The 26,986-nt window shown below is 62.7% G+C and carries 24 protein-coding genes and 3 tRNA genes; 8 read left to right on the forward strand and 19 right to left on the reverse strand.

Annotated elements, in window-relative coordinates; genetic code table 11:
• Positions 1 to 124: 124 nt before the first annotated feature.
• Complete coding sequence (locus tag HGB10_04030; GenBank protein ID NTU70976.1) at positions 125 to 1,789, reverse strand: ATP-binding protein; 1,665 nt, start codon at positions 1,787 to 1,789, stop codon at positions 125 to 127.
• A 3-nt stretch (positions 1,790 to 1,792) separates the two neighbouring features.
• Positions 1,793 to 3,160, reverse strand: coding sequence for a DNA double-strand break repair nuclease NurA (locus tag HGB10_04035; GenBank protein NTU70977.1), 1,368 nt, complete (start codon positions 3,158 to 3,160; stop codon positions 1,793 to 1,795).
• Between the two features lie 233 nt (positions 3,161 to 3,393).
• On the opposite strand from HGB10_04035, the gene HGB10_04040 reads away from it, so the two are divergent.
• From HGB10_04040 to HGB10_04055, 4 genes are all read left to right on the forward strand, one after another.
• The gene (locus HGB10_04040; GenBank protein ID NTU70978.1) at positions 3,394 to 4,614 is read left to right on the forward strand and encodes a hypothetical protein; all 1,221 of its coding nucleotides are present in this window, start codon (positions 3,394 to 3,396) and stop codon (positions 4,612 to 4,614) included.
• Positions 4,607 to 6,481 (forward strand): hypothetical protein, encoded by a 1,875-nt coding sequence (locus HGB10_04045; protein NTU70979.1) that lies wholly within the window; start codon positions 4,607 to 4,609, stop codon positions 6,479 to 6,481. Before HGB10_04040 ends, HGB10_04045 begins: the two co-directional genes overlap by 8 nt.
• The gene (locus HGB10_04050) at positions 6,481 to 9,783 is read left to right on the forward strand and encodes an SWF/SNF helicase family protein (GenBank protein NTU70980.1); all 3,303 of its coding nucleotides are present in this window, start codon (positions 6,481 to 6,483) and stop codon (positions 9,781 to 9,783) included. Before HGB10_04045 ends, HGB10_04050 begins: the two co-directional genes overlap by 1 nt.
• A gap of 351 nt (positions 9,784 to 10,134) precedes the next feature.
• Positions 10,135 to 10,437, forward strand: a complete 303-nt coding sequence (locus HGB10_04055) for a hypothetical protein (protein NTU70981.1) — start codon at positions 10,135 to 10,137, stop codon at positions 10,435 to 10,437.
• On the opposite strand, the gene HGB10_04060 is transcribed toward HGB10_04055, so the two are convergent.
• From HGB10_04060 to HGB10_04135, 16 genes are all read right to left on the reverse strand, one after another.
• Positions 10,434 to 11,453 carry a restriction endonuclease gene (locus HGB10_04060; protein ID NTU70982.1) on the reverse strand — a complete coding sequence of 340 codons (1,020 nt, stop codon included), beginning with the start codon at positions 11,451 to 11,453 and terminating at the stop codon, positions 10,434 to 10,436. The two genes, HGB10_04055 and HGB10_04060, sit on opposite strands and share 4 nt — an antisense overlap.
• Positions 11,454 to 12,362: a DNA cytosine methyltransferase gene (locus HGB10_04065; GenBank protein ID NTU70983.1), complete on the reverse strand. Its 909-nt coding sequence runs from the start codon at positions 12,360 to 12,362 to the stop codon at positions 11,454 to 11,456.
• Between the two features lie 358 nt (positions 12,363 to 12,720).
• Positions 12,721 to 12,927: a hypothetical protein gene (locus HGB10_04070; protein ID NTU70984.1), complete on the reverse strand. Its 207-nt coding sequence runs from the start codon at positions 12,925 to 12,927 to the stop codon at positions 12,721 to 12,723.
• Positions 12,928 to 13,011: 84 nt separating this feature from the next.
• Positions 13,012 to 13,085 (reverse strand) — tRNA-Cys (locus tag HGB10_04075).
• 95 nt (positions 13,086 to 13,180) lie between these two features.
• A tRNA-Gly gene (locus HGB10_04080) sits at positions 13,181 to 13,256 on the reverse strand.
• 504 nt (positions 13,257 to 13,760) lie between these two features.
• Positions 13,761 to 14,666 (reverse strand): hypothetical protein, encoded by a 906-nt coding sequence (locus tag HGB10_04085; protein NTU70985.1) that lies wholly within the window; start codon positions 14,664 to 14,666, stop codon positions 13,761 to 13,763.
• Positions 14,663 to 15,946 (reverse strand): AAA family ATPase, encoded by a 1,284-nt coding sequence (locus HGB10_04090; GenBank protein ID NTU70986.1) that lies wholly within the window; start codon positions 15,944 to 15,946, stop codon positions 14,663 to 14,665. The genes HGB10_04085 and HGB10_04090 overlap by 4 nt, the downstream gene beginning before the upstream one ends.
• 791 nt (positions 15,947 to 16,737) lie before the next feature.
• Positions 16,738 to 16,965, reverse strand: coding sequence for a hypothetical protein (locus tag HGB10_04095; GenBank protein NTU70987.1), 228 nt, complete (start codon positions 16,963 to 16,965; stop codon positions 16,738 to 16,740).
• Between the two features lie 136 nt (positions 16,966 to 17,101).
• Positions 17,102 to 17,178: transfer RNA gene (locus tag HGB10_04100), tRNA-Met, on the reverse strand.
• 83 nt (positions 17,179 to 17,261) lie between these two features.
• A complete protein-coding gene (locus HGB10_04105) occupies positions 17,262 to 17,498 on the reverse strand; it encodes a toxin-antitoxin system HicB family antitoxin (GenBank protein ID NTU70988.1) in 237 nt (78 codons plus the stop codon).
• On the reverse strand, positions 17,495 to 17,908 hold the full coding sequence (locus HGB10_04110; protein ID NTU70989.1) for a putative toxin-antitoxin system toxin component, PIN family: 414 nt from the start codon (positions 17,906 to 17,908) through the stop codon (positions 17,495 to 17,497). Before HGB10_04110 ends, HGB10_04105 begins: the two co-directional genes overlap by 4 nt.
• A gap of 85 nt (positions 17,909 to 17,993) precedes the next feature.
• Positions 17,994 to 18,782, reverse strand: a complete 789-nt coding sequence (locus HGB10_04115) for a type II toxin-antitoxin system prevent-host-death family antitoxin (GenBank protein ID NTU70990.1) — start codon at positions 18,780 to 18,782, stop codon at positions 17,994 to 17,996.
• 107 nt (positions 18,783 to 18,889) lie between these two features.
• Complete coding sequence (locus HGB10_04120) at positions 18,890 to 19,408, reverse strand: nucleotidyltransferase domain-containing protein (protein ID NTU70991.1); 519 nt, start codon at positions 19,406 to 19,408, stop codon at positions 18,890 to 18,892.
• Entirely contained in the window at positions 19,405 to 20,454 is a 1,050-nt protein-coding gene (locus tag HGB10_04125; GenBank protein ID NTU70992.1) for a hypothetical protein, read from the reverse strand. The genes HGB10_04120 and HGB10_04125 overlap by 4 nt, the downstream gene beginning before the upstream one ends.
• A 90-nt stretch (positions 20,455 to 20,544) precedes the next feature.
• Positions 20,545 to 20,922: a type II toxin-antitoxin system VapC family toxin gene (locus tag HGB10_04130; GenBank protein ID NTU70993.1), complete on the reverse strand. Its 378-nt coding sequence runs from the start codon at positions 20,920 to 20,922 to the stop codon at positions 20,545 to 20,547.
• Complete coding sequence (locus HGB10_04135) at positions 20,919 to 21,128, reverse strand: AbrB/MazE/SpoVT family DNA-binding domain-containing protein (GenBank protein ID NTU70994.1); 210 nt, start codon at positions 21,126 to 21,128, stop codon at positions 20,919 to 20,921. The genes HGB10_04130 and HGB10_04135 overlap by 4 nt, the downstream gene beginning before the upstream one ends.
• Before the next feature lie 119 nt (positions 21,129 to 21,247).
• Here HGB10_04135 and HGB10_04140 point away from each other — a divergent pair, with 119 nt between their 5' ends.
• From HGB10_04140 to HGB10_04155, 4 genes are all read left to right on the forward strand, one after another.
• Positions 21,248 to 22,192 (forward strand): site-specific integrase, encoded by a 945-nt coding sequence (locus HGB10_04140; protein ID NTU70995.1) that lies wholly within the window; start codon positions 21,248 to 21,250, stop codon positions 22,190 to 22,192.
• A gap of 77 nt (positions 22,193 to 22,269) precedes the next feature.
• Positions 22,270 to 22,503: an AbrB/MazE/SpoVT family DNA-binding domain-containing protein gene (locus tag HGB10_04145; protein ID NTU70996.1), complete on the forward strand. Its 234-nt coding sequence runs from the start codon at positions 22,270 to 22,272 to the stop codon at positions 22,501 to 22,503.
• Between the two features lie 5 nt (positions 22,504 to 22,508).
• Positions 22,509 to 22,904 carry a type II toxin-antitoxin system death-on-curing family toxin gene (locus tag HGB10_04150; protein ID NTU70997.1) on the forward strand — a complete coding sequence of 132 codons (396 nt, stop codon included), beginning with the start codon at positions 22,509 to 22,511 and terminating at the stop codon, positions 22,902 to 22,904.
• An 86-nt stretch (positions 22,905 to 22,990) separates the two neighbouring features.
• Positions 22,991 to 23,605: an NAD(P)-binding domain-containing protein gene (locus HGB10_04155; GenBank protein NTU70998.1), complete on the forward strand. Its 615-nt coding sequence runs from the start codon at positions 22,991 to 22,993 to the stop codon at positions 23,603 to 23,605.
• A gap of 48 nt (positions 23,606 to 23,653) precedes the next feature.
• Here HGB10_04155 and HGB10_04160 read toward each other — a convergent pair whose 3' ends face one another.
• The gene (locus HGB10_04160; protein NTU70999.1) at positions 23,654 to 26,953 is read right to left on the reverse strand and encodes a S8 family serine peptidase; all 3,300 of its coding nucleotides are present in this window, start codon (positions 26,951 to 26,953) and stop codon (positions 23,654 to 23,656) included.
• Between the last annotated feature and the right edge of the window lie 33 nt (positions 26,954 to 26,986).

The following is a 26,986-nucleotide window of genomic DNA, read 5'->3' on the forward strand; positions in this document are numbered from 1 at the left end:
TTAGCGTATTCCCGCTGGTAGCGTGGCATGTGGGTCTGACATCTCTCCGGACGATCTGTTAGGCCGCGCGGCGGCGGTGCACTAGGCGCCGCGCTGTTCCAGCCTGATACCGACTTGATAGCGCCTAATCCTCAGCCGCCCTCATCGCCCCGCCGTCGCGCTTGGCGACGTACGCAAGGAAGTCCTCTTCCTCGTGAGACCCTTGGCTGATGCTCTTCTCGACCCGGACCATCACGGGAATCCGAGTATAGAGTCCCGACAGTAGCGCCTCTCCCGTGTTCAAGTTGGGGAGCGATCTCGCCTCGTCCTCCCCCATCGTCTCCACGACATCTCGGATGTACTTTTGGTCGTTTGGATTCACGATCCTGAGAATCAAGTAGCTGTTCGCCTGCGACAGCACAGTGGCGTCGATGCGGCTCGGGCGCTGGCTGATGAACACCAGTCCCATCCCGTACTTGCGGCCCTCGGTCGCAATCTGCTTGATGACGGGCAGCGACGGTGCATCAGAGCCGTCGATTCTGTTCGGAATGAAGTTGTGTGCTTCTTCGATGACTGTAAGAAAGCGCGGCACGTTGTCATCGATTCGCTCTGCCAGCAGCCGCTGCATAATCGACGCGACGAGCGACTGCCTCAGGGCATCGGAGTATCCCTCAAGTGACACGATGGCTACCGCGGCCTGCTTGATGATGGACTTGAGCTCCTTGTTCGCCGGGAGTGGCTTGGACTCGCGCGCGAACTTCCGGTTCGTCTTCATCATGTTCCAGTACTGCCAGCCCGCCTTGCGCGTCTGTCGCCTAACGGCGTTGGCAGTGCTGGCGCCGACATTGAGCGCAGCCGATACCCTCATGATCTCGCGCGGCAGACTGGCCCGGTCGTCAGCGCTCTTGAAGTCCATGACCTTCTCGCAGATTTCCGCGAGCGCGTAGAAGTGGTCCCTAGCAGCGGTCTTCACAAGCGCTGGGCGCTCCACCTCAAGCAGGGCGGCGTTGAACTGGCGCAGCAGATCGGGCTCGCTAAGGACCTCAATTGCGGCAGCTAGGAATGACTCCTGCGGCGCAGTAAGCGTCTCGCCCGACAGTCCCGCCACGAACCCCAAAATGGCGTCCGGTTCTTCGTCGCCAATGCGGATTTCCGGCAAGTAGGTGGTGACCTCGGTGTGCTGCGCAACGTGAAGCCCCGAGTAGTCCCCGTGGGGATCGAAGATCAAGATTGGGTAGCGCTTGACCATCAGCTCCTCAAGCAACTTGCGTGTAGCCACTGTCTTGCCCGCACCCGTGGAAGCGAGCACGGCCAAGTGCCGAGACACGACCATGTGCGCATCGACGTAGACGGAGACGTCCTTGTTTCCTCGCTCCTTGCCCAAATAGAGCCTGCGATGCTGTGGGGTATCCCCAACAAGGAACGACTCGATCTCATCGGCGGGCGGGATGTATACCTGACCAGCCGGCTGTACCGGGTACTTAGGCGGTTCCAGCCGCCCGTCGCGTTGCACACCGACCACCGTGCATGTCGCTGTGATCATCTCTCGTGACATCGAGACGACGGAGTCCATGGGATCCCGGCCCTGAAACGCCAGCTCCTGCGCGGCTTCGCGTGGGAAGAGTGGGTTCAGCCGCTCAATGGTGCCGACCTTCGCCCACACTCGAAACCGCTTCTCGTCCTCCCAGGTGTCGACCGCAACCAGGTCTTGAGCGCGAACCGAGTCGGGTTTGACCTGCATTTGGAACTCGCTCGTGGAGCTGACACCCACAACCGTCCCAACAGCCTTGCCGTTTCGTTGTTCCGACACGCTCTATACCCCCGGTCTGTCCGTGCGCTTGCGGCCACCTTGGCCCTGAGTCAGGACCATCATCTGTAGTCGCTCGACGTCGGTCATGTCCACATACTCGCCCGCCAGCAGCCGTCCGTACTGCGCAAGAATCAGCTGTCTGTACGCCTTCGTCATCCATCCAGGTATCGCGGCGTACTTGTCCACGATGTCGAGTCCGATTGGAAACGCGTAGTTCGGAAGCAGGTTGGCGTACTCGAATGACCTGCATACGATCTCATCAAGGTCTGCCGACACGTACGAAGCAGGCACCTCGATGCGCATCGGGTACTTGGCGGACGTTGTGCGAACAAACGTCGTCTGCACGTGCGGGAATAGCGCAGCGCGCTCATCACGGATCCGAGAAGTGGGCTCGACCGGATACCAATCGAGCTGTTCGCCCCGATCAAGTGCGAGAGCGAGCAGCACCGCATCGTTGTAGCGAGTCGCGTCGAGGATCGCATCCGCTTGGACGCCCGCAGCCTTCGAATCAATCGCGAGCGATTCGAGCAGTGAACCGAAGACCTCGGGCTCCCGATCGAGCATCCGCTTGACGACGTACTTGGTGATGCTGCGGCCGAATGAACGCTCGACCACACCGCAAAGGAGAACGCCATTCTCCGCGGCACGCCTGAACACGTACTCCTGCAGGAATGCCATCATGCAAACGGCCGGTAGGTGTTGATCCTCAAGGTCCTGGCTGCAGCGGCCGGTCTCGCGGTGCACGCATGCTTCGCACCAGCCGGCGAACGCACCGAGGACCTCTTGAACATGCGGACGGTCATCAGACATACCGAGCATCTGCTCGTAGTCTTCGGGGTAGAACCAGTGCTCGAAGAACGGGCCGCTCACAAACTGCAGCGGACCGTGGAGCATCAGGACTCGAATGTCCGAGAAGCGCTCGTCCTCGAGCGCTGTCACTAGAGCCCCGAGCTCAACGAGCTCCCGCACGACGTCGCCGTACTTCGAACTCGCCTTCAGGCCGCCGCGGAGTTGTCCGAGCATGAGCGGGAAATGGTCGAACGTCTCGCGTTTCTCCAGATCCCGCTCGCCTTGCTTCACACGAAAGATACCCGCGCGAACAATCAGGGGCACGCCAAGTCCAACGTCGATCTTCGACAGTCCGCCGTCCACGAACGCGACAGCGCAGGGCGTCTGCTCATCGAGGGGGATGCGGCTGATTCGGTAGGTGCCCTCGCCTCGCCGAAACTCATCGCGCATCGAACGCGCGAGTCCCAGCGTGGACTTGAAGTAGTCCTCGCGGAGTTCATCGGCGACGGTGAGCGCATTCTCGGCAATCCGGATGAAGAGGTCCGGGTTGCCATTGAGGTTGGCTGGGTCAGTGACAGTCACACGCGTTCCCCCGAACGGTGGCAGTACGTCTATGTTCGGCATTGTTGGCCTGGGAGTAAAGCCGAACCCACTGCATGACATCCTCGCGCACGGCTGTCGACAACTGTGGTGAGTACCTAGTGCCCGCTGTGCTAGCCTCGCATTGACGATACGGCTGGTCAGGGGGAACCGATGAGCCAAGTCCCAGCGCTCCAATCCGTGCGTGGCAACAGCCGTGCGCGTCGGCGCGCGCGATGAGCAGCCTGACCTGGCTCGACTCGTCGGACAAGGAGCGGCGTCGGGCGATGGACGTCGTCGACGCCTTCCGCGACCGGGACACACGCGACGAGCTGGGCATCGGCATCATTCGGGACTCGATCGCCGACCTGCTGTTTCCCGGCACAACGACCCTGATGACTCGCGCCCGGTACTTCCTCTTCGCGCCGTGGATCTACACCCGCCTGGAATCGCGCCGCACCGCCTCGGCGGATATCGAATCGGTCACACGGAATCGTGAGGTCGGGCTGATCAACGCCCTACTGGCATCTGGAGAGACCGACGGCGTGATTGGACGAGACGCTCGCGAGCGCCTGCAACGACTGCCCGGCAGCATCTACTGGCAGGGTCTCGGCGTCTGGGGCATACGCCTCTACCCCGATTCGCAAAGCAGCTACTACCGCTCGTTGGACAGCTATTACGCCGCCAGAGACGCCGCTCCCGAGTACGCGGGAGATGAGGACGTCTGGAGAGCGGCGACTCCCAACTGGCATCCTGGGCTTCCCAAGATTCCGTACGACTTCCCTATCGGCATGAACCTGCGGCTGACGCGGGAGGAGGCCGACTACCTGAAGGATCGCCTACGCGGCAGAGTCGGCGACTCGCTGCTTTCGTGGCTCGTAACGAACTCTCCGGAGCCAACTGACGGCGTGCCCTACGTCTGGGAGCACCCACTCGCGTCGCAGTTCGAGGACTCGCACACCGAGCAGCTCCTCCACGCGCGCAACTTCTCCGAGACGATCCTGGGCGCCGCCATCCTCTACAACCTCATGCTCGCCCAGAAGCGAGTCGCCGATGATCAAGCCGAGAAGGTTGCGGATTTCGAGGGCCGTTGGAATGACTGGGTCGCCCTCATGGAGGACGGCGCGAAGCGCCTGAATGGCTGGAAGCGCAGGGACTTCTGGGCCATGGCCGACCGTGCGTCGTCGATTCGTCCTCAGACGCGGCGATTCGTCGACACCTGGCTTGATGCGGCTATCAGCACGCCTTCGACCTTGGCGGACGACCCCAAGTTCCGCACCTTGATTCGCGACAGGGAGACCTCGCTCAAAGGTGCGCTGGCCCGCCTGGCCAACCAGCGGGCGCTCGACATGTGGGGTGGGTTCTCGGGTGCGCAGCAGCTCGACTTCAGGTGGGGCACGTCTCAGCTGATCATCAACGACATCGTCGAGGGCCTGGCCGGGGGCAACGATGCTTGAGCCTAACTCCCGGACCCTTTTGCTCGATGCGCTTCGACCGCCTGCGGGCTACGAACTCAGCGCGGCGTTCGGCACCACGTACACCTTGGACTTGGTCGCGCTGATGGTGGCCGCGCTGCCATTCACGTTCTTTGACACCGAAGATGGTGAAGGCGAGAACGTACTCGAGCCGCTCCCGCTCATTGAAGCGCTACGGCGAAACGCGGATCGCATCACGCTGTTTTGTCAGGCAGGCAAGATCTCGGTCCCAAAGAACCAGCGGCCGCTATTCGCCTACGTCGAAGACTGCGTCTACGAGGCGCTACCGAGTCGCGGAGCATTCCACCCCAAGGTGTGGGTGCTGCGGTACACCGCTGAGAACAAGGCGACCCGCTACCGTCTCCTCTGCCTCTCGCGCAACCTCACGTTCGACCGTTCTTGGGATACGGTGCTCGTACTTGACGGAGAGCTCATCGACCGGCAGAACGGGTTCTCCGCGAACCGGCCGCTTTCGGACTTCGTCACCGAGGTCGCCAACATGGCCACACGGCCTCTGTCCCCGGACCGCGCGAGCCAGATCAGAACGATCGCCGATGAGTGCCGACGAGTGCGCTGGGAGACTCCGCTCGGGTTCTCCCCGGACGTCGGATTCTGGCCGCTTGGGATACCCGGGTACTCGAGCCGGAACATGATTGGCACTGGGTGGCGGCAGCTTCTCGTTGTTTCGCCCTTCCTGACCCAAGACACGGTCGCGGATCTCGCTTCGAGGGCTCGGATCCCCATCATCATCTCGCGCACTTCATCGCTCAACGACATGCCCGCCGAGAAGCTTGAGCCCTACGCGGAGATGTACGTGCTGAACGATGCTGCTGAAGCGGAGCCCTCGGATTCGGGTGCACCATCAGACGCGCTTGAAAATGAGCGCCCGATGGCCGGCCTACACGCGAAGCTCTACGTGATGCACAACGGGCAGGGGCGAGTCCGAATCCTCACCGGCTCGGCAAATGCGACCCATGCCGGTATGTCGGGAAACGTGGAGTTCATGGTGGAGCTCGACGCCGATCGCTCGATGCGAATCGAAAAGCTGCTGGAGTTCGGTGAGACGGGCGCGACTTCGTTGCGAGACATGCTTCTCGAATACGAGCCCACGGACACGACTGAAGACACCGATAGCGATGTCGAAAAGCGGCTGGACGCGCTGCTCGATGAGGCCGAGTACTGCGTCGCCGGATGGCCGATTGGCGCGAGGGTGGTTGCGGACGATGCCTCGGACGCATTCCGGCTCGAGCTCCACACGGAGGCGCCGCTCGCCAGTCCAGGCGCGCGAGTGACCGTCTCCCCGCTCGCGCCGAACATGACCGGCGTCGAGCTGAATGCGGCGATGTCCGGACGCCTCGGCGTTTGGGGGCCGATGGACATCGAGACCTTGTCTGCGTTCTTCACCTTCGAACTCAAGGCCACGGTGGAGTCGCGCTCAAGTTCCCGGAGCTTCGTGCGCAGGTTACCGCTCACCGGCGAACCACCGGGACGCCGCGAATCGATTCTGCGGTCAATCCTGCGCGATCGCGGGAACGTGCTGCGGTATCTGATGCTCCTCGCGTCGCTTGACGGTGCAGCCCCTGGGTCGTCACTAGCTCGCGCACGCGATCTGGGCGAGCGCGGCGATTCCGGTCTCGCTGGCCTGGAGGACTACGGTCCGACTCTCTTCGAATCTCTGGTACGAGCACTCGATCGGGAACCGAAGCGACTTAGCCAGGTGAACCGTTTGGTCTCCGACCTACGGGCGGACCCGAAATCCGCCGCGCTGCTGCCCGAAGGGTTCGACACGATCTGGGATCCGATATGGGCGCACGCGCAGACACTGCTCGACCCCGAGGCGGACAAGTGATGAACGAGCTGAGCCACTACGACTCGGGCCCCGTCATGGGCAACCTGAAGGACTTCCAGCGCCGCACTGCCGAGTATGTCTTTCAGCGCCTCTACCTCGATGATGACTGCACCCATCGGTTCTTGGTCGCCGACGAGGTCGGCCTGGGCAAGACGCTCGTGGCAAAGGGAATCGTCGCGAAGACCGTTGAGCACCTGTGGGACAAGTGCCCGAGAATCGACATCGTCTACATGTGCTCCAGCGGAGAGATCGCACGCCAGAACCTGAACCGGCTGCGCATCCCCGGGGTCGACTCGCCCACAGAGGCAACCCGGCTCACACTCCTGCCATTGGTGCTCGACCGGCTTGAGCTGCAGCCGGGCGAAGAGCACCGGGTGAACTTCGTCTCGTTGACTCCAGCAACGTCGTTTCAGTTCGGCTACTCCCTTGGGAGCGCAGAAGAGCGCGTCGTTCTCTACCACCTGATCGACCAGGCATGGGGCATCGCGGGACGTTCCGCCCCGTTCAACATCCTGCATGGCGGTATGAATCGAAGCTGGTTCGAGAGCTGGGTGAAGGAACCGGAACGGCGCGACAAGCTGCGGCAGAGCGCGCTGGGGCGCGACTTCGTCGATACGCTTCAGAAGCGTCCCGATCTGAAGGAGCGATGGGACGAGCTGTGTACGCTCCTGCCCAGACGCCGCGAATCCTATGGCAGAATCCCCGACGAGATCCGTTGGAAGGTCGCTGCCTGGATTCGCGACATGAGGCACACGCTGGCCCAAGAGTGCCTCAAGGCGCTCGAGCCCGACCTCATCATTCTTGACGAGTTTCAGCGCTTCAAGCCGCTGCTCAGTGGGACCGACGCCGCAGCTCAGCTCGCCCATGAGCTCTTCGAGTACTCGGATGCACCCGATGCCGACAAGACCAGCCCCGCGGCGGTGCGCACGCTCCTGCTCTCGGCGACGCCCTACAAGATGTACACCCGTGCAGGTGACGAGTCTGGCGACGACCACTATTCGGACTTCCTGGACACCCTCGAATTCCTACGCCGTGGCGAGTCCAACCCAGCAGATCTCACGCGGCTGGTCGATGACTACCGCTCTGCGCTCTACGAAGCCGGCGAGGCCGGCGACGACGTACGCCTAGGGGAGACACGTGACTCGCTCGCTTCCGAGCTGCGGCGATTCATGGTGCGGACTGAGCGTCTGGCGACGAGCGAAGACCGCGACGGAATGCTGCAGATCCTGCCAACCGGTCCCATCGCGCCATCTGCAACGGACCTGGGAGCGTATCGCGGCATGCAATGCCTCGCACGCGAAGCGAAGCAGCCCGACGTGATGGAGTACTGGAAGTCAGCGCCCTACCTACTCAGCTACCTGACCAACTATAAGGTGCATCGTGAGATCACCGATCGAATCGCCGAAGATGCCGCCTTCGCGCAGCTCGCCTCCACGCAGCTAAGAGCGGGCAATGCACTGTCGCTGAACCCCGAGGCAATCGACGCCTACGAGCAGATCGACCCGTCGCACGCCAGAACCCAATGGCTTGCCGAGGAGACTATCGAAAAGGGTCTCTGGAAGCTGCTCTGGCTGCCGCCCACGATGCCGTACTACGCTTTGGCCGAGCCATTCAAGAGCGTGGACATGCGGCCGTTCACCAAGCGACTGGTCTTCTCGTCATGGGCGGTGGTACCGCGCGCAGTGGCATCCCTGCTGAGTTACGAGGCAGAACGCCGCATGCTTGGAGTCGATCCCGGGTGGGGCAAGGAGCCAGCCGTCTATACGACGCGAAGGCAGCGTCGGCCACTCCGATTTCAGGTCAAGGAAGGGACGTTGGACACGGCGTCGTTGTGGACACTCGTCTACCCCAGCAGGTTCCTGGCCGACACGGTGGATCCGCTTGTTCTAGGTAGGCTGCTCGGCAACGGCAAACTCGCCTCTGCCCTCAAGCTCCAAATCGAGGCAGAGCGCATCTTGAAACCGCATCTCGAACGCATGCTCGATGCGTACCGCGATTCAATCGACCCCGCGGCGCGCTCCGTCGATTGGTACTGGGCCGCCCCGATTCTTCTCGACGCCATCGCATCGCCAGCCGCAACTGCCGAGTGGTTCGACTGGAACCGACTCGCAAGCGTGTTCGTCGAGGAAGCGGAGGCGACGGCCGAGGACGGTTCTCGTGCGACGCGCCGAGCAGTCGACGAGGTGGGCCGACTGCTGCGGGGCGAACTGAAGCTCGGTATTCCGCCGAAGGATCTTCTGGCCGCCGTTGCGTCTACCGGACTTGCGGGCCCTGCAGTGTGCGGGCTGAGGTCGCTCTTGCGCGTCGCGCCCGATCTTCCGCCCGATGAGCTCCCCGTAGCTCTCGATGCAGCCGCCGCCATCGCCTGGGGATTCCGCGCACTCTTCAACGGAGAGGAAGCAATCTCCGTGGTACGCGGCCTCGCTCCCCGCAAGACCGGAGCGTACTGGCGTCGCGTCTTGTCGTACTGTCTCGCTGGGGGCATCCAACCGGTACTCGATGAGTACGCGCACCTCCTGCGAGAGACAACGGGTAACGCCGAATCCACGCCCGGCACTACGATCGGGGATGTATCGCGCGTGCTGGCTGCGGCTGTGTCGCTTGGCTCAGCGCAACTCCGGCCGCAGTCCTACGACAAGAACGGTCGGGGCAAGGACATCGCGCTGCGCAGCCTCTTCGCGCTGCCGTTCAACGATGCCGGAGACACCGACCAGAAGGCCGATCGGCTCCAGCGTGTGCGAGAGGCGTTCAACTCGCCCTTCAGGCCCTTCGTGCTCATAACAACTTCAGTAGGCCAGGAGGGTCTGGATTTCCATTCGTATTGCCACTCGGTGGTGCACTGGAATCTGCCCGGCAACCCTGTTGATCTCGAGCAACGCGAGGGTCGGGTACACCGCTACAAGGGTCACGCTGTGCGCAAGAACGTGGCGCGGCGGCACGGCCAGCTTGGCTCGTCACACGTGCTCGAGGGAGAGGGCCCCGTGCCCGACCCGTGGCGGGTGGCCTTCGACTCAGCTAGTGAGGGTAAGTCCGACGCAGCATCGGACCTGGTGCCCTACTGGATCTACCCCGAGGTCTTCACGAGCAAAGACGCCCGAGTTGTCCGACAGGTGCCCTTCTCGCCGCTGTCTCGCGACGCGGACTCATACCTGCGTCTGACCAGATCTCTGGCCATCTACCGCATGGTGTTCGGCCAGGCACGCCAGGAGGATCTCGTCTCGTATCTGCTCTCGAAGATGGGCGAAGGCGGAAGCGCGGAGCGAATCGCGGGGATGGCGCCCATCAACTTGGAGCCCCCCTGAAACGATGGGTGACCAACAGGGAGGCTCAGTCAGATTGAGTCAGCGATGTCACGGTTAGGTCCCGTGATTCGCGAAATGCTCGCGTCGCGCCGAGAACTCTGAGTCGCCCGTCTGCACCCTACACTTGGCGCCGATATCGCTTTGCCATTACCCTCAATCGTACCCATGCTATGGGTGATGCACGCAGACCGTGTGGAACTGGATCGTGGCATGTCCAGGGTGCGGACGGTCTCCTGGAATGCCTGGCCTAACGCCATCCGAATTCGATTAGCGGAAGACCTACGCGCCGAACGACCCGAGGGCTCGATTGCGAGCGGACTTGTCGAGATGCCGGAAACGGAGAGCGAGCAGATGGCCGCTGGTCAGGGTATACGTCGGATACAGATGGGCACGACCCGCAACGTGTGGGCATCGGAGCTGCGACGTGGCTATCTGTTCTTCACTCGCGATCGCCGCGTGACCGAACTCCTCGACGAGCAGTTTGACGTTGACTTCCTTGGCCACCGCCTGGCCGGCAGGCGCATCGACAAGTACGGCCGATTTCAGGTGCCATGTCGGGTTCTTCGCTCGATTGAGGCAGGGGCTCCCATCAGATTTGAGGCCGTGAACAGGTCGCTGCTTCGAGTGGTCACGCTGGAGCAGCCGGAAGCCTAGTAGTGCGTCCGAGGACCCCTACGCCCCTTGTTCGCGAAAAGGCGCTCCGATGGCTTCCAATCAATCGCCATGTCATCCGCTCGCTTAAGCCACCAGTCGATGCGTTCTTCCGGCGGAGGTATCTCGCCCCAGTACTCTTGGAATAGCGCGTCCTCCAGCCGCCACGCCGCTTCAATCATCTCGCCTTGAATATCGGCGATCGCCCGCTCGACGTAGTTTCCGCCCCGTGTGTCGTCGCCACGCATGGCGACACTGCCGGCCGAGAAGAGATCGCGCGCCTGTGAGCAGAGGATGCCGTAGTAGGTCAGGAGATACAACGCGGCATCATCGTACTTGTGCTTTGAGCGCGAAGGCTTGACCACCTGTGGGCAGAGAAGCGCAGCCTCAGCGCGAAATCGACGTTTGTCGTCCTGCTCTAGGTCCATGTAGAGACGAACCGCCATGGGGAGGCTGTGTTCAGGCTCGTCCTTCTCTTCAAGCCACCACAGACGCTCCCCGTCCTTCAAGCGTCCTCTAGCGTACTCACGAACGTAGTGCATCTTCTCCTCGGCAGCGAGCTCGGAAAATCGCTCGTAGTCGACGTCCATCTTCTTGAAAAGGGACTGGGACGCGCCTATCTCAAGCTCGAATCGCGGCACGTGTGAGGTCCTCACGTGCATCACGCAATCCTCGTACCGATCCCAACGGACTGCAGTATGACCGCCCATCTTTCCGAAGACCACGTATATCAACCGGACATCGGGGTCTCGTTGACCCTCGAAAATGCTGTTTGCCACGCTGCGCCATGTATCGTTCAGCGTGAACTTGACCTCGACACCGAACTCCCCGAGGGCGATATCCGGAAAGCACTGGGCGGGTGGATGGAGCTCAACCTGTTGGTCGGTCAGGAGATCTGCCAACACCTCACGGACGCGATCTTCAAACTGCTTTGATGATGTGAAGAGCTCCGCCTGGGCCTCGTCCGTAAGCAGTGCGCACGTTGCATCCAACACTTCTTCGAACGAGTGGCGATCCATCTACTCACCAGCCTCGAGTACGCGCCCGACGGACCTCGCGATGTGCCAAGCAAACACGGGCGGCACAGCGTTTCCAACTTGCCTTTCGGTCTCACGCAGTTTCGCGTCGAATACGAAGCTGTCGGGGAACGACTGGATTCGCGCTGCTTCCCTCATGGAGATGCGACGAGGGAGTTCGTAGTGGAACTGGATGTTTCCGTGGCATTCGGCCCTGATCGTATACCCCGGTCGCAGTGCCTCGAGACGACGGTTGCCCTGCTCGGAGCTTCGCCGGGCAACGCTCCACACGTGGCTGAACTGCTCGTCCCATTCGCGATCAGCTAGATCGTCAATCGCATCGCGCGCGGTCGGCCAGCTGTCTGGCTGGTGGACCACCGCCGGTGCCACGAAGGTGCCGACGTTCGGCTTCGTGCCGACGATTATCACCCGCTCCCTGCTCTGCGGAACCCCGTAGTCAGCCGTGTGATACAACTGGTATGTCACCGTGTAACCAAGTGCGCCGAAATCCTCGAGTATTCGACTCAGAGAATCGCGATTGTTCCTCATCAGGAGGCCCTTGACATTCTCGGCGACGAAGACTGTCGGTTGCGTACGTTTGATCGCCTCAACCATTGCCGTGTATAGCCCGCTACGTTTGCCGTCGACCCCGGCGCCTTTGCCGTTGATCGATATGTCCTGGCAAGGGAAGCCGCCAATTAGGACATCTATTTCGCCCGGCACGGTGTCCAGCACTTCCCAGACATCGCCGCAGAGAATCGGATGGCCGAAGTTCCTGTTGTACGTGCGACAGGCAGCACGATTCAGCTCGTTCGCCCAGACAATCTCGAACGGCAGCCTCTCGTACGTCTTCCCCATGAACTCGAATCCGCCGATGAATCCAAGGTCCATCCCACCGCAACCTGAGAACATGGAAGCTACCTTGAAGGTCCTCCGGCCGCCGCTTGGCTCTGCAGCGATGCGTTCGTCTCTTGTCGGGTCCAAACGGGTGTCTGACACAGCTGTTTAGTCCTCTCGGCTACTTGCGAGCCACCTGCGCTACAGGGCCCGTACCCCATTATATGGGGGTGGACTGACATGTTGGCAGGATGCTCTAGGTCTCAAGGAACTGCACAATCCTGTTGCGGAGCGGTGGCTCGTCGTCCATCTCACACTCCCAGATGACCATGACACGCCAGCCGAGCGCGGCCAGGGCCCTCTCATTGGCTCGATCGCGCTCACGTTTGCTCTCGAGCTTGGGAGTCCAATGCTCCGTGTTGGCGCGAGGCGTTCAGCATCCTTTGGAACCGTGCTGATGCCAGAAGCATCCTCGCACTTCGATGACAGCCATTTGGCGCTTCTCCAGGACGATGTCCGGCTTCCGCAGGAGTGTTGCCACGTGAAGACGGTATCCGTACCCCAGGTCATGCATGCTACGTCGGGCTCGAAGCTCCGGCCTCATCTTCTTCGTGCGCGTCGCCGACATCTGTCTGTGCATCACGCTCTTCAATGAGGGCGCAATGCTTCTACGTGCCGTCGAACTCACCCCATTGTGCATTCTCCGCCTGAATGGAAGAGGTCATGGAGGCGACGCCCGGATTCGAACCGGGGATAAAGGCTTTGCAGGCCTCTGCCTTACCACTTGGCCACGTCGCCGTGTTCGGCGCCCTCGGGGCGCCCTTTCAAGAAGAGAAGACTGGCCGTACAGGCCCGCACTCCGGAACCTTCGGACCAGCCTTCGATAGGTGCGATGGAGCGGACGACCGGATTCGAACCGGCGACCCCAACCTTGGCAAGGTTGTGCTCTACCAACTGAGCCACGTCCGCGCACTTCAGCCAGTTTACCACGATGATCCAGGACGCCTGGTTCGGCTTTCCCGAGCGAAGCGAAGGGCTCACACTGAGCTCTGCGTCGAGCCGCTGAGTGGTTCCGGCGTGGAACGCTCAGCTCTGCGGTCGCCCGCGACACAACTGAAAGGGGCCCCGCCAGCTGCGCTGATGCCGACCTCCACCCTGTTGGCATCCCTACTCGCTGGGAGCCTGACAGTCGGGTTGAGTAGAAGAGGATCGGGCGACCTACTTCACGCACCGGACAATCCCCGATAGGACGAACTACGCGCCTGGACTATCCCACTCCCGGGACGTCCTCGTGGAACCACTCAGCGGGGTACCTAACGAGCAGTTTCACCGGCGCCAAAGTCGATTCCTTGGCACCACCATCCCTTCGGGCTGACAACCCGATGTTCATACGACGAGGCGGCAATCGCGTCGATCTCGACGCCAGATTCCGCAATCCGCTAGTTGTGGCCGGCGTGCCGGATCAGCCCCGCGCTACAACCTTCCGAACTGCAGGTCGTGATGACTCCTAAGCGATGCCAGATCTGGTTGAGTCCAGCACGTCATGAGCGCCTGAGCGACATGCGTGTTGGCGTGATCCTCAGAGAACCCAAGCGACCCGCTGAAGCGCTTGACCAGATGAGTGAGGAGTCTGTATTGGAACGTGCCCAACATGTGACCGAAGCAGTACCGCTTGGGGTCGAGTTCCTGCGGGTTGGAGACCGCAGGAAGTCGCGGCCCGAGTCTTCGCCGCTTGTCTTCGAACGCCTGTCTGAGACCTGCGCGATTGAAACGTGGCGCTGCCGAGTGGTTCTCGGGATAGTCGAGATACTTCTTCCACTTGCCCCGGTGAAACAGACCCTCGCCAGTCACAGCCATCAGCGCAACATCGGCCTTGATGTACCACCTTGCCTCGTCGTAGAAGTCGCTGAGCGCTTGTCTGACCTGATGCGCTATGGGTTGTTCATACGTCAGCCTGTCAATCGGGCAAAGCCCTAGAACGCCCTCAGTCAGGGTGCAGGCATGAAGGAGGTCGTTCTCCCAGCTGTAACCCCATGAGTAGAAGACGCCGGGAGCCGTAATCAATGAGTTCGAGAACCGATCAGCGTCTTGATCCATCGCAACAAAGACGTGCTTCAGGCCGAAACTCGAGATCTTATCCGCAATCGTCTTGAGGGTGGGCTTGGACCCCACCGCGCGAAAGGACAGACGAGTCGTCGGCAGGTAGTGCGCGAAGACGCGCTGCCAATAGACCATATCTGCGGATACGCTACTGCACTGACCGGCGGTTACTTGGTCGTAGGTAAACACGCACGTGCCACCCTCGATGAATACAACTACGTCCGCCTTGAGGAAGAGATGGAGGTTCTGCAGCCCACTGTTGGTTCGAGTCAGGCTCACTGGATAACGTCCTCGGCATCAACAGCGCATGAGCCGTACGTGGAAACAACGTCGGGCGAGTGGGTGGCAAACAGGATTTGGGCTGCTGGATTGAGGCCAAGGACGTTCTGAACCAGTGATTGCTGCCACTCAATGTGAAGGGACAGCTCAGGTTCGTCCGCGATGTAGATCGTCGGCTGAGACCGTTGTAGCAGTGCCTCGCCGAGGATGATGAGCATCTGCTTCTCGCCAGATGACAACACCTGCAGGGGCAATGCCGCGCCGTCAGCTAGGGTCGCCTCGAGCTCATTGGTGGCACCGATGGAGAAGGACTTGCCTCTGACCAGTGAGTTCACAACTGTCAGGAACCTGACTTGAGGCTCCGATATCGCAGCTTGTCTCTCACGCAGGATGTTCCATTCCTTGACTATCGCGTGGGTCCGGTCACTTAGCACAAGGGCGGCGATATCGTCCCAAGAGAACTCGCCGCTTGTTCCCACAAGTCTCGTTGATGCCTCTGTGACTAGCCGAAAATGAGTCTCGACTGGCCGTTTGAAGACAGTCGCCGGCACTCGCAGCTGATCGTAGATGTCCAGTAGGGCCCGCTGTTCGGTTGGAAGATCAGTCGGCGAAACGGACGAAACATTGACACGCATGTTCTCTCTCGCCAACAGCGACAAGAACACCGTCTCCTGGAACTTCCTCACCTCAACACTGTTTGCCTGATCGAGCTCGGAGAAGTAGCGGACGAGGAGATCCGAAAGATCGTTGAGTTTGGTGTCTACAGTCGAATCAAAGGACTCATCGGCTTCGGCGTTACGGAAGGGTTGGGCCCTGTGGACAGAGAGCCAAGTGAGATTCAAGAACTCGCTCAGTCTGTGCCTAAGGCGAAAGGTGTCGGACGATTGCACGACTCCAACGCGGCGGCGGGCAAAGCGTGTCTGGACGAGATGGGGCGTCTCTTCGACGAGGAAAGGTTCGGGCTCTGCGCCCTTGGCGCTCTTGAGCACCCATTCGAAGGTAAAGGAGCCCGAGGCCGTGGGCTGCTGCCTTGCACGCACTTCAATACTCGGTCGCGCCTGACCCTTGGGGTAGGGCACCAAGTCGATCCGGATGGTCTCGAAGGGTATCTTGGTCAGCGCCGTCAGATCGGCAGTGAGCGCCGCAACAACCAGGTTGATGATCGTCGTCTTCCCCGAGCCATTGGGCCCGATTAGGAAGTTGACGTCCTTGTGCAGCGGAAGATTAACGGACTTGTCTCCCCATAGACCATCGATCACGATTCTTTCGATGAGATTCACTGATACCCCTCCGCCTAGGTGACATCTTCTCTTTGTGGGCGTGCACGGCGCTGATACCGCCTTGTTACAGCGGCGAGCTTCGGACAATCCGCTGGCATTTGATTGACCTGTGCCACGCACGCCCCACCGGATTCCCGCCGAGCGATGCAACCCCAGTTGCCCCGACTTGGATCCTGACTGCTCCCGGCTCAGACCTGGGTGGGTGTTACATCTTGAGGGTCCGAGGATTGATCCGGCTGTGTTCCGTCGCGGCCCGCTTTCCAGCAACCGCCAGTATTATGCCTCTACTAACTCGTCGGCGCTCGGACGGATGCTACCAGGCGTCTTGGGTCCTCGAAACGGCTGCCGTCCTATCGCGGGCTGCAGCTACAAGCGGTTAGCGGCCTTTGACCGCGACGTTGTCTCATCCGCCGGCATGGTGACATCACAACTCAAGTCACGATTCGTGGAACAAATGTGTGGAACGCCAACGTCTTCACGCTTCCTTCTGGTCGGCGATCAGCCTGTCTGCATGGCGTTCCTCGAGAGCCCGACACCTCACCCTCTGTCGGGCTGAGAACCTGACCGTCGGGCCGATCAACCGAATAGCCACAGCGTAGAGAGTGCGTTCCACACATAGATAGATGAAGTTCCACGCCGACAGAATGAAGACAGGCCAACTCCATTTTCGGATGCTGATTCTCGAGTGTTTGGTTGCGAGAAGCCGAACTTGAACCGACGACCTCAGGGTTGGGGACTCTGGCGCCAGCCGTCAGAAGAGGATCTGCTGAGCTGACTTGCGGCAGTCCGTCCTAGAACTCTGAGTCGAGAATCGCCTTCAGTTGTGCGATGGCTTCGGGCGCAAAACGGATGGACTGACTCTTCTTACCAGGGATGGCTCGATCAGCAGATCCATAGGTGTCTACCTGCAACATCTTGTCGCCGGAGTCATCGTTCACCACTGTGTAAGTGGCCTCAACTTCGGTGTGAGTCGAACGGTGTCCGAGGTTGGCCTGCTCAAGACTACGCACGATCGCCATGTTTCGCTCCCCCGTCTATCGACGCCTCACACCGGTGTGCAAGGGCGCCGTTTCCCTCTGCCGGCCAGGATCTTTGAAAGCCGCCAACAAAGCAAACAGGCCAGCTCCATTTTCGGATGCTGACCTGCTAGTTTCTTGGTCGCGGGGGCCGGATTTGAACCGACGACCTTCGGGTTATGAGCCCGACGAGCTACCAGACTGCTCCACCCCGCACTGTTCAATTGCGCCGAAACGGCGGACGCACAAGGTAACACAGCCCGCTGAGCAGACGCAATAACGTGTCGCGGAGAGCTCCGCTAGAACTCGTCTCCCTCGTCCGGTTCAGCATCGCGAACCTTGGCGAGCACCGAATCGTACCTCTGACGATCCCCCAGCGCTCCACGTTCGCGCAAGTAGTCGACGGTCATCAGCGCAGACATCTTCTCGGCGAGTGCAGTGGCGATGAACTGATTGATGGAGACATCCTCGGCCTTCGCCAACTCGCGCACACGTTTGTGCAGCGACTCCGGTAGACGCAAGCTGATCGTGCTCATTTCGTCACACCCAATCCCTTCAAGAACTCCCGAGGGGTTGTCGCCACAACACCCCACGAAGCCGACTGCACGAAATCGCGAACGTTGTGAGTGATGATGCGCCCGCTTCCGGATGCCACGGCGAGCTCGAGCAGGTGGTCGTCCTTCGGGTCTCGAAGTGCCGGCCGCCAGAGGAAGTGAATCTCCTGCAAGTGCGCCACACTGCACCAGTAGTCAAGGAGAGCCTCGACGTCCTCCGCCGTCAACCCAAGTTCCTCACTCTGACGCTTGAGTACGTCCTCGTACTCGAAGACCAGTGGAACAGATAGCGCGATCTCGAATTGTCGCCTTCCGATAAGCTCCAACAGCCGAAACGACGTTCCACGCGAACTACGCAGGCCCGAGATCACCACATTGGTATCCACAACCACCCGGGACACCGTATTGGTATCGTATGTAATACCGTCTGACTCTGTCAATGACTCCGCCTCCCCGCGGCCACGCTCCCTTGCCCCGTCATTCACGCGCCCCGATCACCGCGATTGTCGGCCGCTCGAGTACGGCGCCGATGAAATGGTTGCCCTGTATGCGCCTCAACTCAAACTCCTCAGGCGAGTAGCGCACGAGATCGATCTCGCGCCCAAGCTCACGCTGAGCTGCGGAGATTGGCCCCACCAGATCATCATCCTTAGCAGAGCCCACAACGAGCAGGTCGATATCGCTACTCACGGAATCGGTGCCCGATGCCACAGAACCGAAGATGAACGCTCGCGAGACCCCGTCACCGAGCGGCGCGAGATGTCGGCTGATGACTTCGGCAATTCCGAGCTCGCGGGACAACAATGCTCTCAGCCCCTCGAAGCGCTCAGTGCGTTCGGCGCCGTAGTACAGCCGGTTGCCGTCACGTTCGCCAGACAGAATCCCGAAGTCGCAAAGCCGGTTCAGAGCGAGCTGGGCCGATCGCAAGCCGACACCGGCGCGTCTCGCGATCTCGCGCTGGTGCAGTCTCGCCGCCGGGTCCCTCAAGAACAGGGCAAGGACCTGCCGGATGGACGTGCCCGCGAGCAAGCGCATCATCGCGGTATCCGCCGTGGCATCAGGCGGCGACACTGCGGAGTTGCCGTACGACGCCTGCGCCTCCTCGGCCAGCACCGTATCGCCAGCGCGCTCAAAGCGCGTCAAGACGGCGACTGTCCGTCCCCTGCGTGTGACGGTATAGGTAGCACCGCGTTCGACCTGGTCGAGCACCTCGCCAAGGCGACCCGCGAGTTCGGCGGAAGTGATTGTTCGCTGCATTGTAGTCATATGACTACACTCCTTAGTCGTTCGACTAAGTCGGAGCATAGAGTGAGCATCGGGACGGGTCAAGTCGCCTCGCCACCCACCGCTCACGTCCCGCGAACGGCGTCACACTACAGCCCGTCACCCTCGGCGGGCTCAGCATTGCGAACCTTTGCGAGAACCGCGCTGTACTCCTCGCGATCACCCATTGCGCCTCGCTCACGCAGGTAGGCCTGCATCCTTTCGGCGAGCGTCGCGCGCGCCTGTGCTCGAACGCTTTCGAAGTCCCAGTACTCAGTCACGGCACGCAGCAGCGCCTCGGCTGCAAGCCGACTCTGGTCGCCATGCGCCTGTACTCCGTCGCAGGCGATCTCGAAGCCCGGGGTCACAGACGCCTCCGGCAAAGCGACCACGTCGACCGACGCCCCGAGAACGCCGGGTAGCCGGGACATCAGATCGGCCCGCAGGTCCCACCAGCCGTCCTGAGGCACAGAGACCGCGGGCAGAATCGCCACATCGACGTCGGACAGCGGGCCCGCGTGACCGCGTGCTGCGCTTCCGAAGATCCAGGCGGCGTCAACGTCATCGCGCGCGGCGAAGAACGCTCGAAGGCGCTCAACGGCGCGGTCCAAGGAGCGCTGCCCGCTCACGATCGCAGCATCTCCAAGACCGCGATTCCCCTTCCGGCCGCGACCTTCTCAACCGCTTTGGCGCCGTCGCTCACTCGGCGGACCCAGCCGGCACCGCGCCTCGTTACATCGGCGCAGGCTGCGCGCAGGTCCCCGGGGCGCTCCTCTGAAAGCACCTCAAGCAGCTGCGATGCCTGCCACAGATCCTTGTCTCGCTTGGCATGCATGGCCGCGGGCCGCTCGTTGGCCACGATGAGTTTGTGCAGCGCGAAATGCGCGGGATCTGGCACGTTGACGGAAACTCCACCACCGTTGATCACCGCTGCCGTGACCGGATTCTCGGTCACGAAGTCGAGAAACCTGAGCGGCTGCGCAGAGGCGCCCAGCCGAGGCAAGACAATCGGCTTCTGACCCTCTCGCTTCGCAGGCGCTAGGAAGTCCACGCGCAGCCCCTGCCCTCGCACTTTGTACGAAGTGCTCGGCGCCTTGCGATTGAGTGCCGGAACCGGAAGGAACCCCATCTCCAGACTCTCCAGTGCTCCCGGTGCATCGGCGGTCAATTCGGGAACGACGATGCTCATGCTCAGGTCCGCTGCGACATCGACGTCTTGCGTGCGCAACGAGGAGCCCTCCCACACGACGCCCAGCAGATTGCCTAAGACAACGAATGCATGCGTACCGACGAGCACCCCACCCAACCGGAACACCCCGGCATCTGCCAACGCGCGGAGCACACGCGCCGAACCCTGATCGGTAACCATGGCCCCACCGACCCTCAGCAATGAACACAGGCGTTGGATCGACTCGACGTCAGGCGCCAATGCGGAGTGTGCATCGGCGTGGGATTGCGCGACAGCATCAAGCGCGGCGTCCCGTCGACCTACGTAGGTTTGGGACTTCGTACCGCCGGGCTCGCTATGCTGGAAGTAGTAGTACTCAGATCCCTTGACTGACTTCAGAACGAAGCTACCCGGCACGTGACCAATGGCGCGAGACGCCTCGTGGGCCGCCAACCGCTCGAGAAGCTCGGCGTAGAGGGTTTGTATTTCGAGTGGTTGCCGTCTCATCGCAGCCCTCCCTCAATGAGTTATACGCAGTTTAGTGGCAATCTGCGTATAACTCAAGCTACTTCGGGTCTCACGAGGGGGGGTCAGGAACTAGACCCTCTTCTCCCTGAACTCGACCCCATCCATCCCCTCGAAGTGCGCATCCTGCGTCCACAGGATCGCGCCCTCGAGTCGAGCTGTTGCCAGGATGATCGAGTCGGCCATCGCGAGGCCGTTCTCCAGCGAGATGCGTGCGGCCTCCAGCGCGACGCTCGCACTCAGATCGACCACGCGCCCGGTGGTCATCACACCCACCGCCTTGAGCGCGGGTGACTCGCCCGCGACGGCGGCGACACGCTTGAAGACCTCAAAGATCGTCAGACTCGGAACGATCAGCGCCTCCGCATCTTCGATCGCCCCGGCGAACTCCGAACCGTTCGGCCCACCACTGAAGTACTCGATCCACGCCGATGAGTCGACGACGTTCACAGCCGATCATCTTCTTCGCGCTCGAAGCTGACGCCGGTGTCGGCGAGGAACCCACGCAGGTCACGGGCGGACCGCACAGGCAGAAATTCGATCCTGTCCCCGTACGCGAGCACCTGAACCGTCTGCCCGGGTACGAGCTTGAGCTGCTCTCGGACGTGCTTCGGGATCACTACCTGGAACTTCGGTGAGATGGTTACGATATCCATATCGATATCCTCCTTCGTATGACGGAGTATATCATCGATACTGCCAGCGGCAGACCCGTGCCAACGACGGCAAGCTTCCGGTCAGCTCTCGGTTGGCCCGCACCCCTACCCTCCGCTCTATGGACTCGCACCCGACACTCACCTTCGCCGACGCCTGGGAGGCGTGGCTCTCATACCGAACCCATTCGGCGCGTCCGCTGCGCGCCTCAACGCTCGCGGACTATGAATCGATCTACCGCGCCCATCTCGACCCGCTGCTCGGCGCGACTAGGCTCGCTGCGATCGACGGCGTCGCGATCGCGCAGCTCACGGTCGCGTTGTCGCGGGCCGGTGTGCGCCCCAAGCGGCTCTCCAACGTGCTCGTGCCCCTGCGCGCGTGCTTGCGCTGGCACCACCGCATGGGGACGCTCATGGTAGACCCGAGCCCGTGGTTCGAACCGGGCGCGCCAGCCGCCGATGAGCGGCGCATCCTCTCCCCGCCCGAGATCGAGCGGCTACTCACGGAGCTTCCGCCCGATGCCCGCCCCTTCGTCGCGTTCGCGGCGTACGTGGGCACCCGCGCCGGAGAACAACGCGCGCTCACATGGGCAGATGTCGACCTGTCCGCCCGCACTGCCCGCATCGACAAGACCTACTACCGAGACCGGCTGCAGCGCTCGACCAAGTCAGGTCACGACCGCACCGTGCCCCTCCCCGTCCACATCGCCGAGATGCTCGCTGAGTGGCGCGGCCGCTGCCCGCCATCGCCAGCGGGCCTCGTGTTCCCCGGACCCGCCGGAGGTCCGCTCGACCTCGACATCTTTCGCGCGCGCGTCTTCAAGCCGGCGGTCACCCGCGCCGGCCTGCCGCCCGACACCCGAATCCATGACCTACGACACTCGAGCGCATCGCTCTACCTACGCTCGGGCGCCACGCTGCGGGAAGTCATGGAGATCCACGGCTGGCGGCAGATGCAGACGGCAGTGCGCTACCTGCACACCGGCGGCGAGCTGACGGAAGCGGCCGATCGCGTGTCGCAGGCACGCGCGGAAGTGCTCGACTCGGCAAGCCCGCGCTCCCGATGACCCGCCATCTCGTGTCCCTACCGTTACCCTTGTGGTAGTCTTTCGTATATACATCGGCATTCCGTCAGGAGCACGCCATGATCAAGAAGCTCGTCCGCCACGGCAACAGCCGTGCCCTCATCATCGACAAGCCCATCCTCGAGCTCATCGGTGCGACCGAGGACAGCGAGTTCACCATCATCACCGACGGCAGGTCGCTCACCATCACGCCGGTCGTCTCGATCGAGGAGGAGCGCCGCATCGCGTTTGAGTACGCTGCAAAGGCCGCGCTCGAACGGTACGGGTCCACATTCGAACGTCTCTCGAAGTAGGCGTCATGCCCAACTTCCTCACCATCGACGAGGTGCTTGACCTGCACGCCCTGCAACTCGACCATTTCGGCGGGCTTGATGGGATTCGAGACACCGGCCTGCTCGAGTCTGCGCTCGCCATGCCACAGGCAGGCTTCGGCGAACACTACGTCCACGCCGACATCTACGAGATGGCGGCTGCCTATCTATTTCATCTCGTGAAGAACCACCCATTCATCGATGGCAACAAACGTGTGGGCTTCCACGCGGCTTTCGTGTTCCTGGCGCTCAACGGCATCGAGCTCGACATCCCGCAGGACCAGGCCTACGACCTCGTCATCGCAGTCGCCGAAGGCCGCGCCGAGAAGCCGCAGGTCGCCGCGGCAGTCCGCGCCCACGCACAGCCGATCGCGCAGCCGTAGCCACCGTCGCGGAGCCGCAACCGCACGTTTACCGCGCACTCGGGAATACACCTCACGACAGCACCCATTCCTGAGGAGCACCCATCATGCGTATCTCAGTACTTGGCACCGGTAACGTGGGCATGTCGCTCGCAACCGGTTTCGCCCGAATCGGCAATGAAGTCATGCTCGGCACCCGCGACGCGGCAAAGCCCGCGGTCACCGAGTGGCTCGCAGCAGGCGACCCCGCGCGCACGGCCGGCACCTACGAGGCTGCTGCCGACTTCGGCGATGTCGTCGTGCTCGCCATCCCCGGCCGCCTGCTCCCTGAGCTCATCACCGAGCTCGGCTCGGCGCGCATGGCCGGCAAGACGGTGCTCGACGCCACCAACCCCATCGCGTTCGGCCCGGATGGCGTCACCAACGCCTACGGTGCGGACGACTCCGGCACCGAGACGCTGCAGCGTGGTTGGCCGGGCGCACGCGTCGTGAAGGCCTTCAACCAGATCAACGCCGCCGACATGGGCGACCCCGGCCCCGAGCCGCCCTCACCACTACGCATCGCTGGCGACGACGCGGACGCCAAGGCCGTCATCGGCGGACTCGGCGAGGCGCTCGGATGGACCGTGCGCGACCTGGGCGGCATCGAGAAGTCGCGAGCGCTCGAACGCGGCGTCGTCGACTGGATCGCACGCGCGCAGGCCGAGAACGCCGACTCGTAGCCGATACCGGACGCGCACGGCGCCCGTCACCGCCCCACGACCATGCCATTACAGCCCGAGCAGATCCGTCGACACCGTCGTCGTCACACCGTCACTCACGGCCACCGGAGTTGCCGCACCCATCGTCGCCACATTCAGGTACCACTGCGTCAGCGTGCTCGGCGCGGTGTTTGAGAAGCGCACCTTGTAGTTGCCGGGAGCGAGCGAACCGATGCGGTACGCGCCGGCCGCGTCGGTGAAGACCGCTCGCACGTACGCACCGCTCACTGCGTTGAAGGCGCCCACGACCACACGGTTCTGCGGCACCGCAGCAGCCGTCACCGTTCCGGCGATGGAGCCGGATGCAGGCGGCGTCACCGCCGCAAGGTCGGTCGTGACCGTGACAGTCGCCGACTCACCCATCGTCACCACGCTCGCCGCCGAGATCGTGGACTGGTGGTCGTAGTACTGCGTGAGCGTGCTTGGCGTGGTGTTGGTGAAGCGCACGTGGTAGCTGCCGGCCGGCAGTCCGGCGATTGCGTAGCGCCCGAGCGCGTCGGTGAACACGCCCTTCACGTGCGCATGCGTCGTCGCGTTAAACGCGCTGACGACCACGCCTGCCTGCGCCACGCCACTCGCCGTCACGGTCCCCACGATCGACGACGCCGCAGGAGCCGGCGTCATCCGCATGCTCGCGGTCGCCGTCTGACCCGACGCCACAGCCACGGTGGTCGCATCGGAAACGGTGCGCTTGAGGTCGAAGTACGGGTACGCTCCCACCGCCGTACCGGCGCTGCTCAGGTAGCGCACGTGATAGCCGCCAGGGGCAAGCCCGGTCATCGAGTACTGACCGTTCACATCGGTGAACACGGCCTTGACGTAGGCATGGCTCGTCGCATCGAACGCGCTGGCCACCATCCGATACGCCGGCAGCCCATCCAGCCCCAGAACCGTCCCCGAGATTGTGCCCGGCGGGTCGCTGACCGTCGCCGTCGCAGTCGCGACCTCGGTCCACGTACCGAGCGAGTTCCGCGAATACGCCGAGTAGTAGACCTGCGTCCCGCTGGGGATGCCGGTTTGCGTCGCTGCTTGTGCGGCGCCCTCGTAGACCTGCGTCGCGAGCGGGTCACTCGGCGAGGCCGGCCACGCCCCCGTGCGCGCGAGCACGCGCGTCGCTGCGAAGTGTGGATCGGCGCCATCGTCGACCCACGACATCGCGACGCTGCCGACGCCCGCGTACCACGCCGAGAACCCGCTCGGCGCCGCCATCTCGCCCGTCGTCGCCGCCGTGTCCATCCGCCCGCCGGTCACGCACTTGCCCGCCAGCGCGGCCACCGGAACCGTTGTCGCCATGAGCCGCGCCTTCAGCGCCGCCGCAGATTCGCCGGGGTTGCGCGCGATTGCGAGCGCGAGCGCGCCGGAGACGTGCGGGGCCGCCATCGACGTGCCCGATATGGTCGCGTAGCCCTCATAGTCCGCAATCGGCGTGGCGTACCCGTCGTAGGCTCCGACGTCATCGTAGCCGTCCGTCCCGCGAATCGGGTCATCGACTGTGAACGCGACGCCGTCGATCAGTGAGCCCGCACGCCCGGCCCCTGTACCCGTCCACGGGTCGTCATCGATGTAGGCAGCGTGCAGATACGCGTGGTACCACGTCAGAGCCGTACCGCCGACCCATGCGGTGTCGTAGCCCGCATCGCCGCTCGAGATGAGCATGCGACCACCGGCGTTCAGATAGGTGGTCAACTGGGTGCGCTCGGTACTCGAGAAGGTCATGTACGTCGCACCGTAGCCGGCGGTCGTCGCCCCGGTGAACCACACCACGACCTTGCCGGCCATGAGCCCTGCGGTGGGCGTGCCGCTCGTCTGAGTCGAATGCACGGTGACGTTGGTATACCCGGCTGCGGTGAGCGCCGCCGTGTAGCGCGCGCGCCGCCACGTTCCTTCGCCGAAGATCGTGCCCCAACCGTCATCCACCACGAGTACCGGATCACTCGTCGTCGTGGCGATAGCCGACATAGAGTTGGTCACGAGCGACTGCCGCGCGGTCGCGTCGGTCACGCTTTCGACCGGGAATCCGTAGTAGACGATCTTGTAGGGGTTCTGCTCGACGAGCAGTGCGCCGGGAAGAACCGGCTGCTCGGAGTAGATGCCCTGACCAGGAGCACCGATGTCGACGGTGGTCGCACCGTAGTTCGAGAAGCTCGCCAATCCGTCCCACTGCTCGAGCGCGGCGACGCTGACGATGTTGGTTGACTCCAATGACGCGGGGTAAAACGGCGTCACGTCGTTGTTCACCGCACTGTTTCCTGCTGCGATGACCACGAGGACGTTGCGCGCTGCCGCGTACGCCATGGCATCGGACAGCACCGTCGTGCTCGTACCGCCGCCCCACGAGCAGTTGACCACGTCGGCACCGTTGTCAACCGCGTACACGATGCCGGCCGCGCCGTTGACGTCACTGCCCCCGCTTTCGCCGAGGAATTTCACGCTCATGATCGCGGTCTCGGGCGCCATACCTGCGCCGGCGATCGCATTGTTGGTCGCAGCTCCGACCGTGCCCGCGACGTGGGTGCCGTGCTTGTCGCCGTCGACCTCGTCGAAGACGGTGGCGTCGTTACGGTAGAAGTCCCAGCCGTTGACGTCGTCGACCTTGCCGTTACCGTCGTCGTCGACGCTGTTGCCCGCGATCTCATCGGCGTTGACCCACGAACGGCCTGCAAGATCGGGCGCGCGGAAGTCCACACCGGTGTCGACGACGGCCACGACAGTATCGGCACCACGCGACCAGTCCAGTGCGGGCTCGGAGTTCGCGTCCGCACCCGACGTACCCCCGAGCTGACCGCTGTTCTTGAAGCCCCACTGCAGACCGTAGTTGGGGTCGCTGGGCGTCATAGCGGGATAGACCGTCGAGACCGGCTCGGCGAGCGTCGCCCACGGTCGGTCGGTGAGTGATTCGATTGCGTCAGCGGCAGACCTGCTCGGATCGACGGGTTCGACGACCGCCCAACCGATCTCGGGGATCGTCTCGACGACCCGAAGCCCCTCGGCGAGCGCTGCACTCTCGAAGTCAGCCGCCGAGACACCCGCGGCGCGCTTGACCGACACCAAGCGCGACGGTGCCGGATCGGGTGAGCCCTTCGAGAGCGCGGGCGCGGTCGATGTGCCGAGCCGCTCCGGCGGCTCGAGTGACGCCGAGGTTCCCAGTGCCGGCGCGGCAGGCCTCTCGGCCTGTTGAGCCACCGCTCGAGGGATGGTGGCCGACGCGGGGTTCTCGGTATACCCCGGGCGCGAGGCCCCGTAGAGCGCCGCTGCCACGAGGGCAACACCTACGAACGCAATCGCCACGCGCGCGAACCGTGGGTTCATTGTGTACCGCCACCTTGTTCTCGAGCCGCCTGT

The sequence above is a fragment of the Coriobacteriia bacterium genome, assembly GCA_013334745.1.
In the GTDB taxonomy this organism is placed as follows: Bacteria; Actinomycetota; Coriobacteriia; order Anaerosomatales; family JAAXUF01; genus JAAXWY01.

Coding starts and splice junctions, on each gene's coding strand:
- HGB10_04070 (NTU70984.1), bottom strand. CDS start 12,927: ATGCACAGACAGATGTCGGCGACGCGCACGAAGAAGATGAGGCCGGAG.
- HGB10_04105 (NTU70988.1), bottom strand. CDS start 17,498: ATGAGCACGATCAGCTTGCGTCTACCGGAGTCGCTGCACAAACGTGTG.
- HGB10_04150 (NTU70997.1), top strand. CDS start 22,509: ATGCCCAACTTCCTCACCATCGACGAGGTGCTTGACCTGCACGCCCTG.
- HGB10_04125 (NTU70992.1), bottom strand. CDS start 20,454: ATGAGACGGCAACCACTCGAAATACAAACCCTCTACGCCGAGCTTCTC.
- HGB10_04135 (NTU70994.1), bottom strand. CDS start 21,128: ATGGATATCGTAACCATCTCACCGAAGTTCCAGGTAGTGATCCCGAAG.
- HGB10_04060 (NTU70982.1), bottom strand. CDS start 11,453: ATGGATCGCCACTCGTTCGAAGAAGTGTTGGATGCAACGTGCGCACTG.
- HGB10_04140 (NTU70995.1), top strand. CDS start 21,248: ATGGACTCGCACCCGACACTCACCTTCGCCGACGCCTGGGAGGCGTGG.
- HGB10_04095 (NTU70987.1), bottom strand. CDS start 16,965: ATGGCGATCGTGCGTAGTCTTGAGCAGGCCAACCTCGGACACCGTTCG.
- HGB10_04115 (NTU70990.1), bottom strand. CDS start 18,782: ATGACTACAATGCAGCGAACAATCACTTCCGCCGAACTCGCGGGTCGC.
- HGB10_04045 (NTU70979.1), top strand. CDS start 4,607: ATGCTTGAGCCTAACTCCCGGACCCTTTTGCTCGATGCGCTTCGACCG.
- HGB10_04145 (NTU70996.1), top strand. CDS start 22,270: ATGATCAAGAAGCTCGTCCGCCACGGCAACAGCCGTGCCCTCATCATC.
- HGB10_04050 (NTU70980.1), top strand. CDS start 6,481: ATGAACGAGCTGAGCCACTACGACTCGGGCCCCGTCATGGGCAACCTG.
- HGB10_04155 (NTU70998.1), top strand. CDS start 22,991: ATGCGTATCTCAGTACTTGGCACCGGTAACGTGGGCATGTCGCTCGCA.
- HGB10_04065 (NTU70983.1), bottom strand. CDS start 12,362: ATGTTCTCAGGTTGCGGTGGGATGGACCTTGGATTCATCGGCGGATTC.
- HGB10_04055 (NTU70981.1), top strand. CDS start 10,135: ATGGCCGCTGGTCAGGGTATACGTCGGATACAGATGGGCACGACCCGC.
- HGB10_04160 (NTU70999.1), bottom strand. CDS start 26,953: ATGAACCCACGGTTCGCGCGCGTGGCGATTGCGTTCGTAGGTGTTGCC.
- HGB10_04040 (NTU70978.1), top strand. CDS start 3,394: ATGAGCAGCCTGACCTGGCTCGACTCGTCGGACAAGGAGCGGCGTCGG.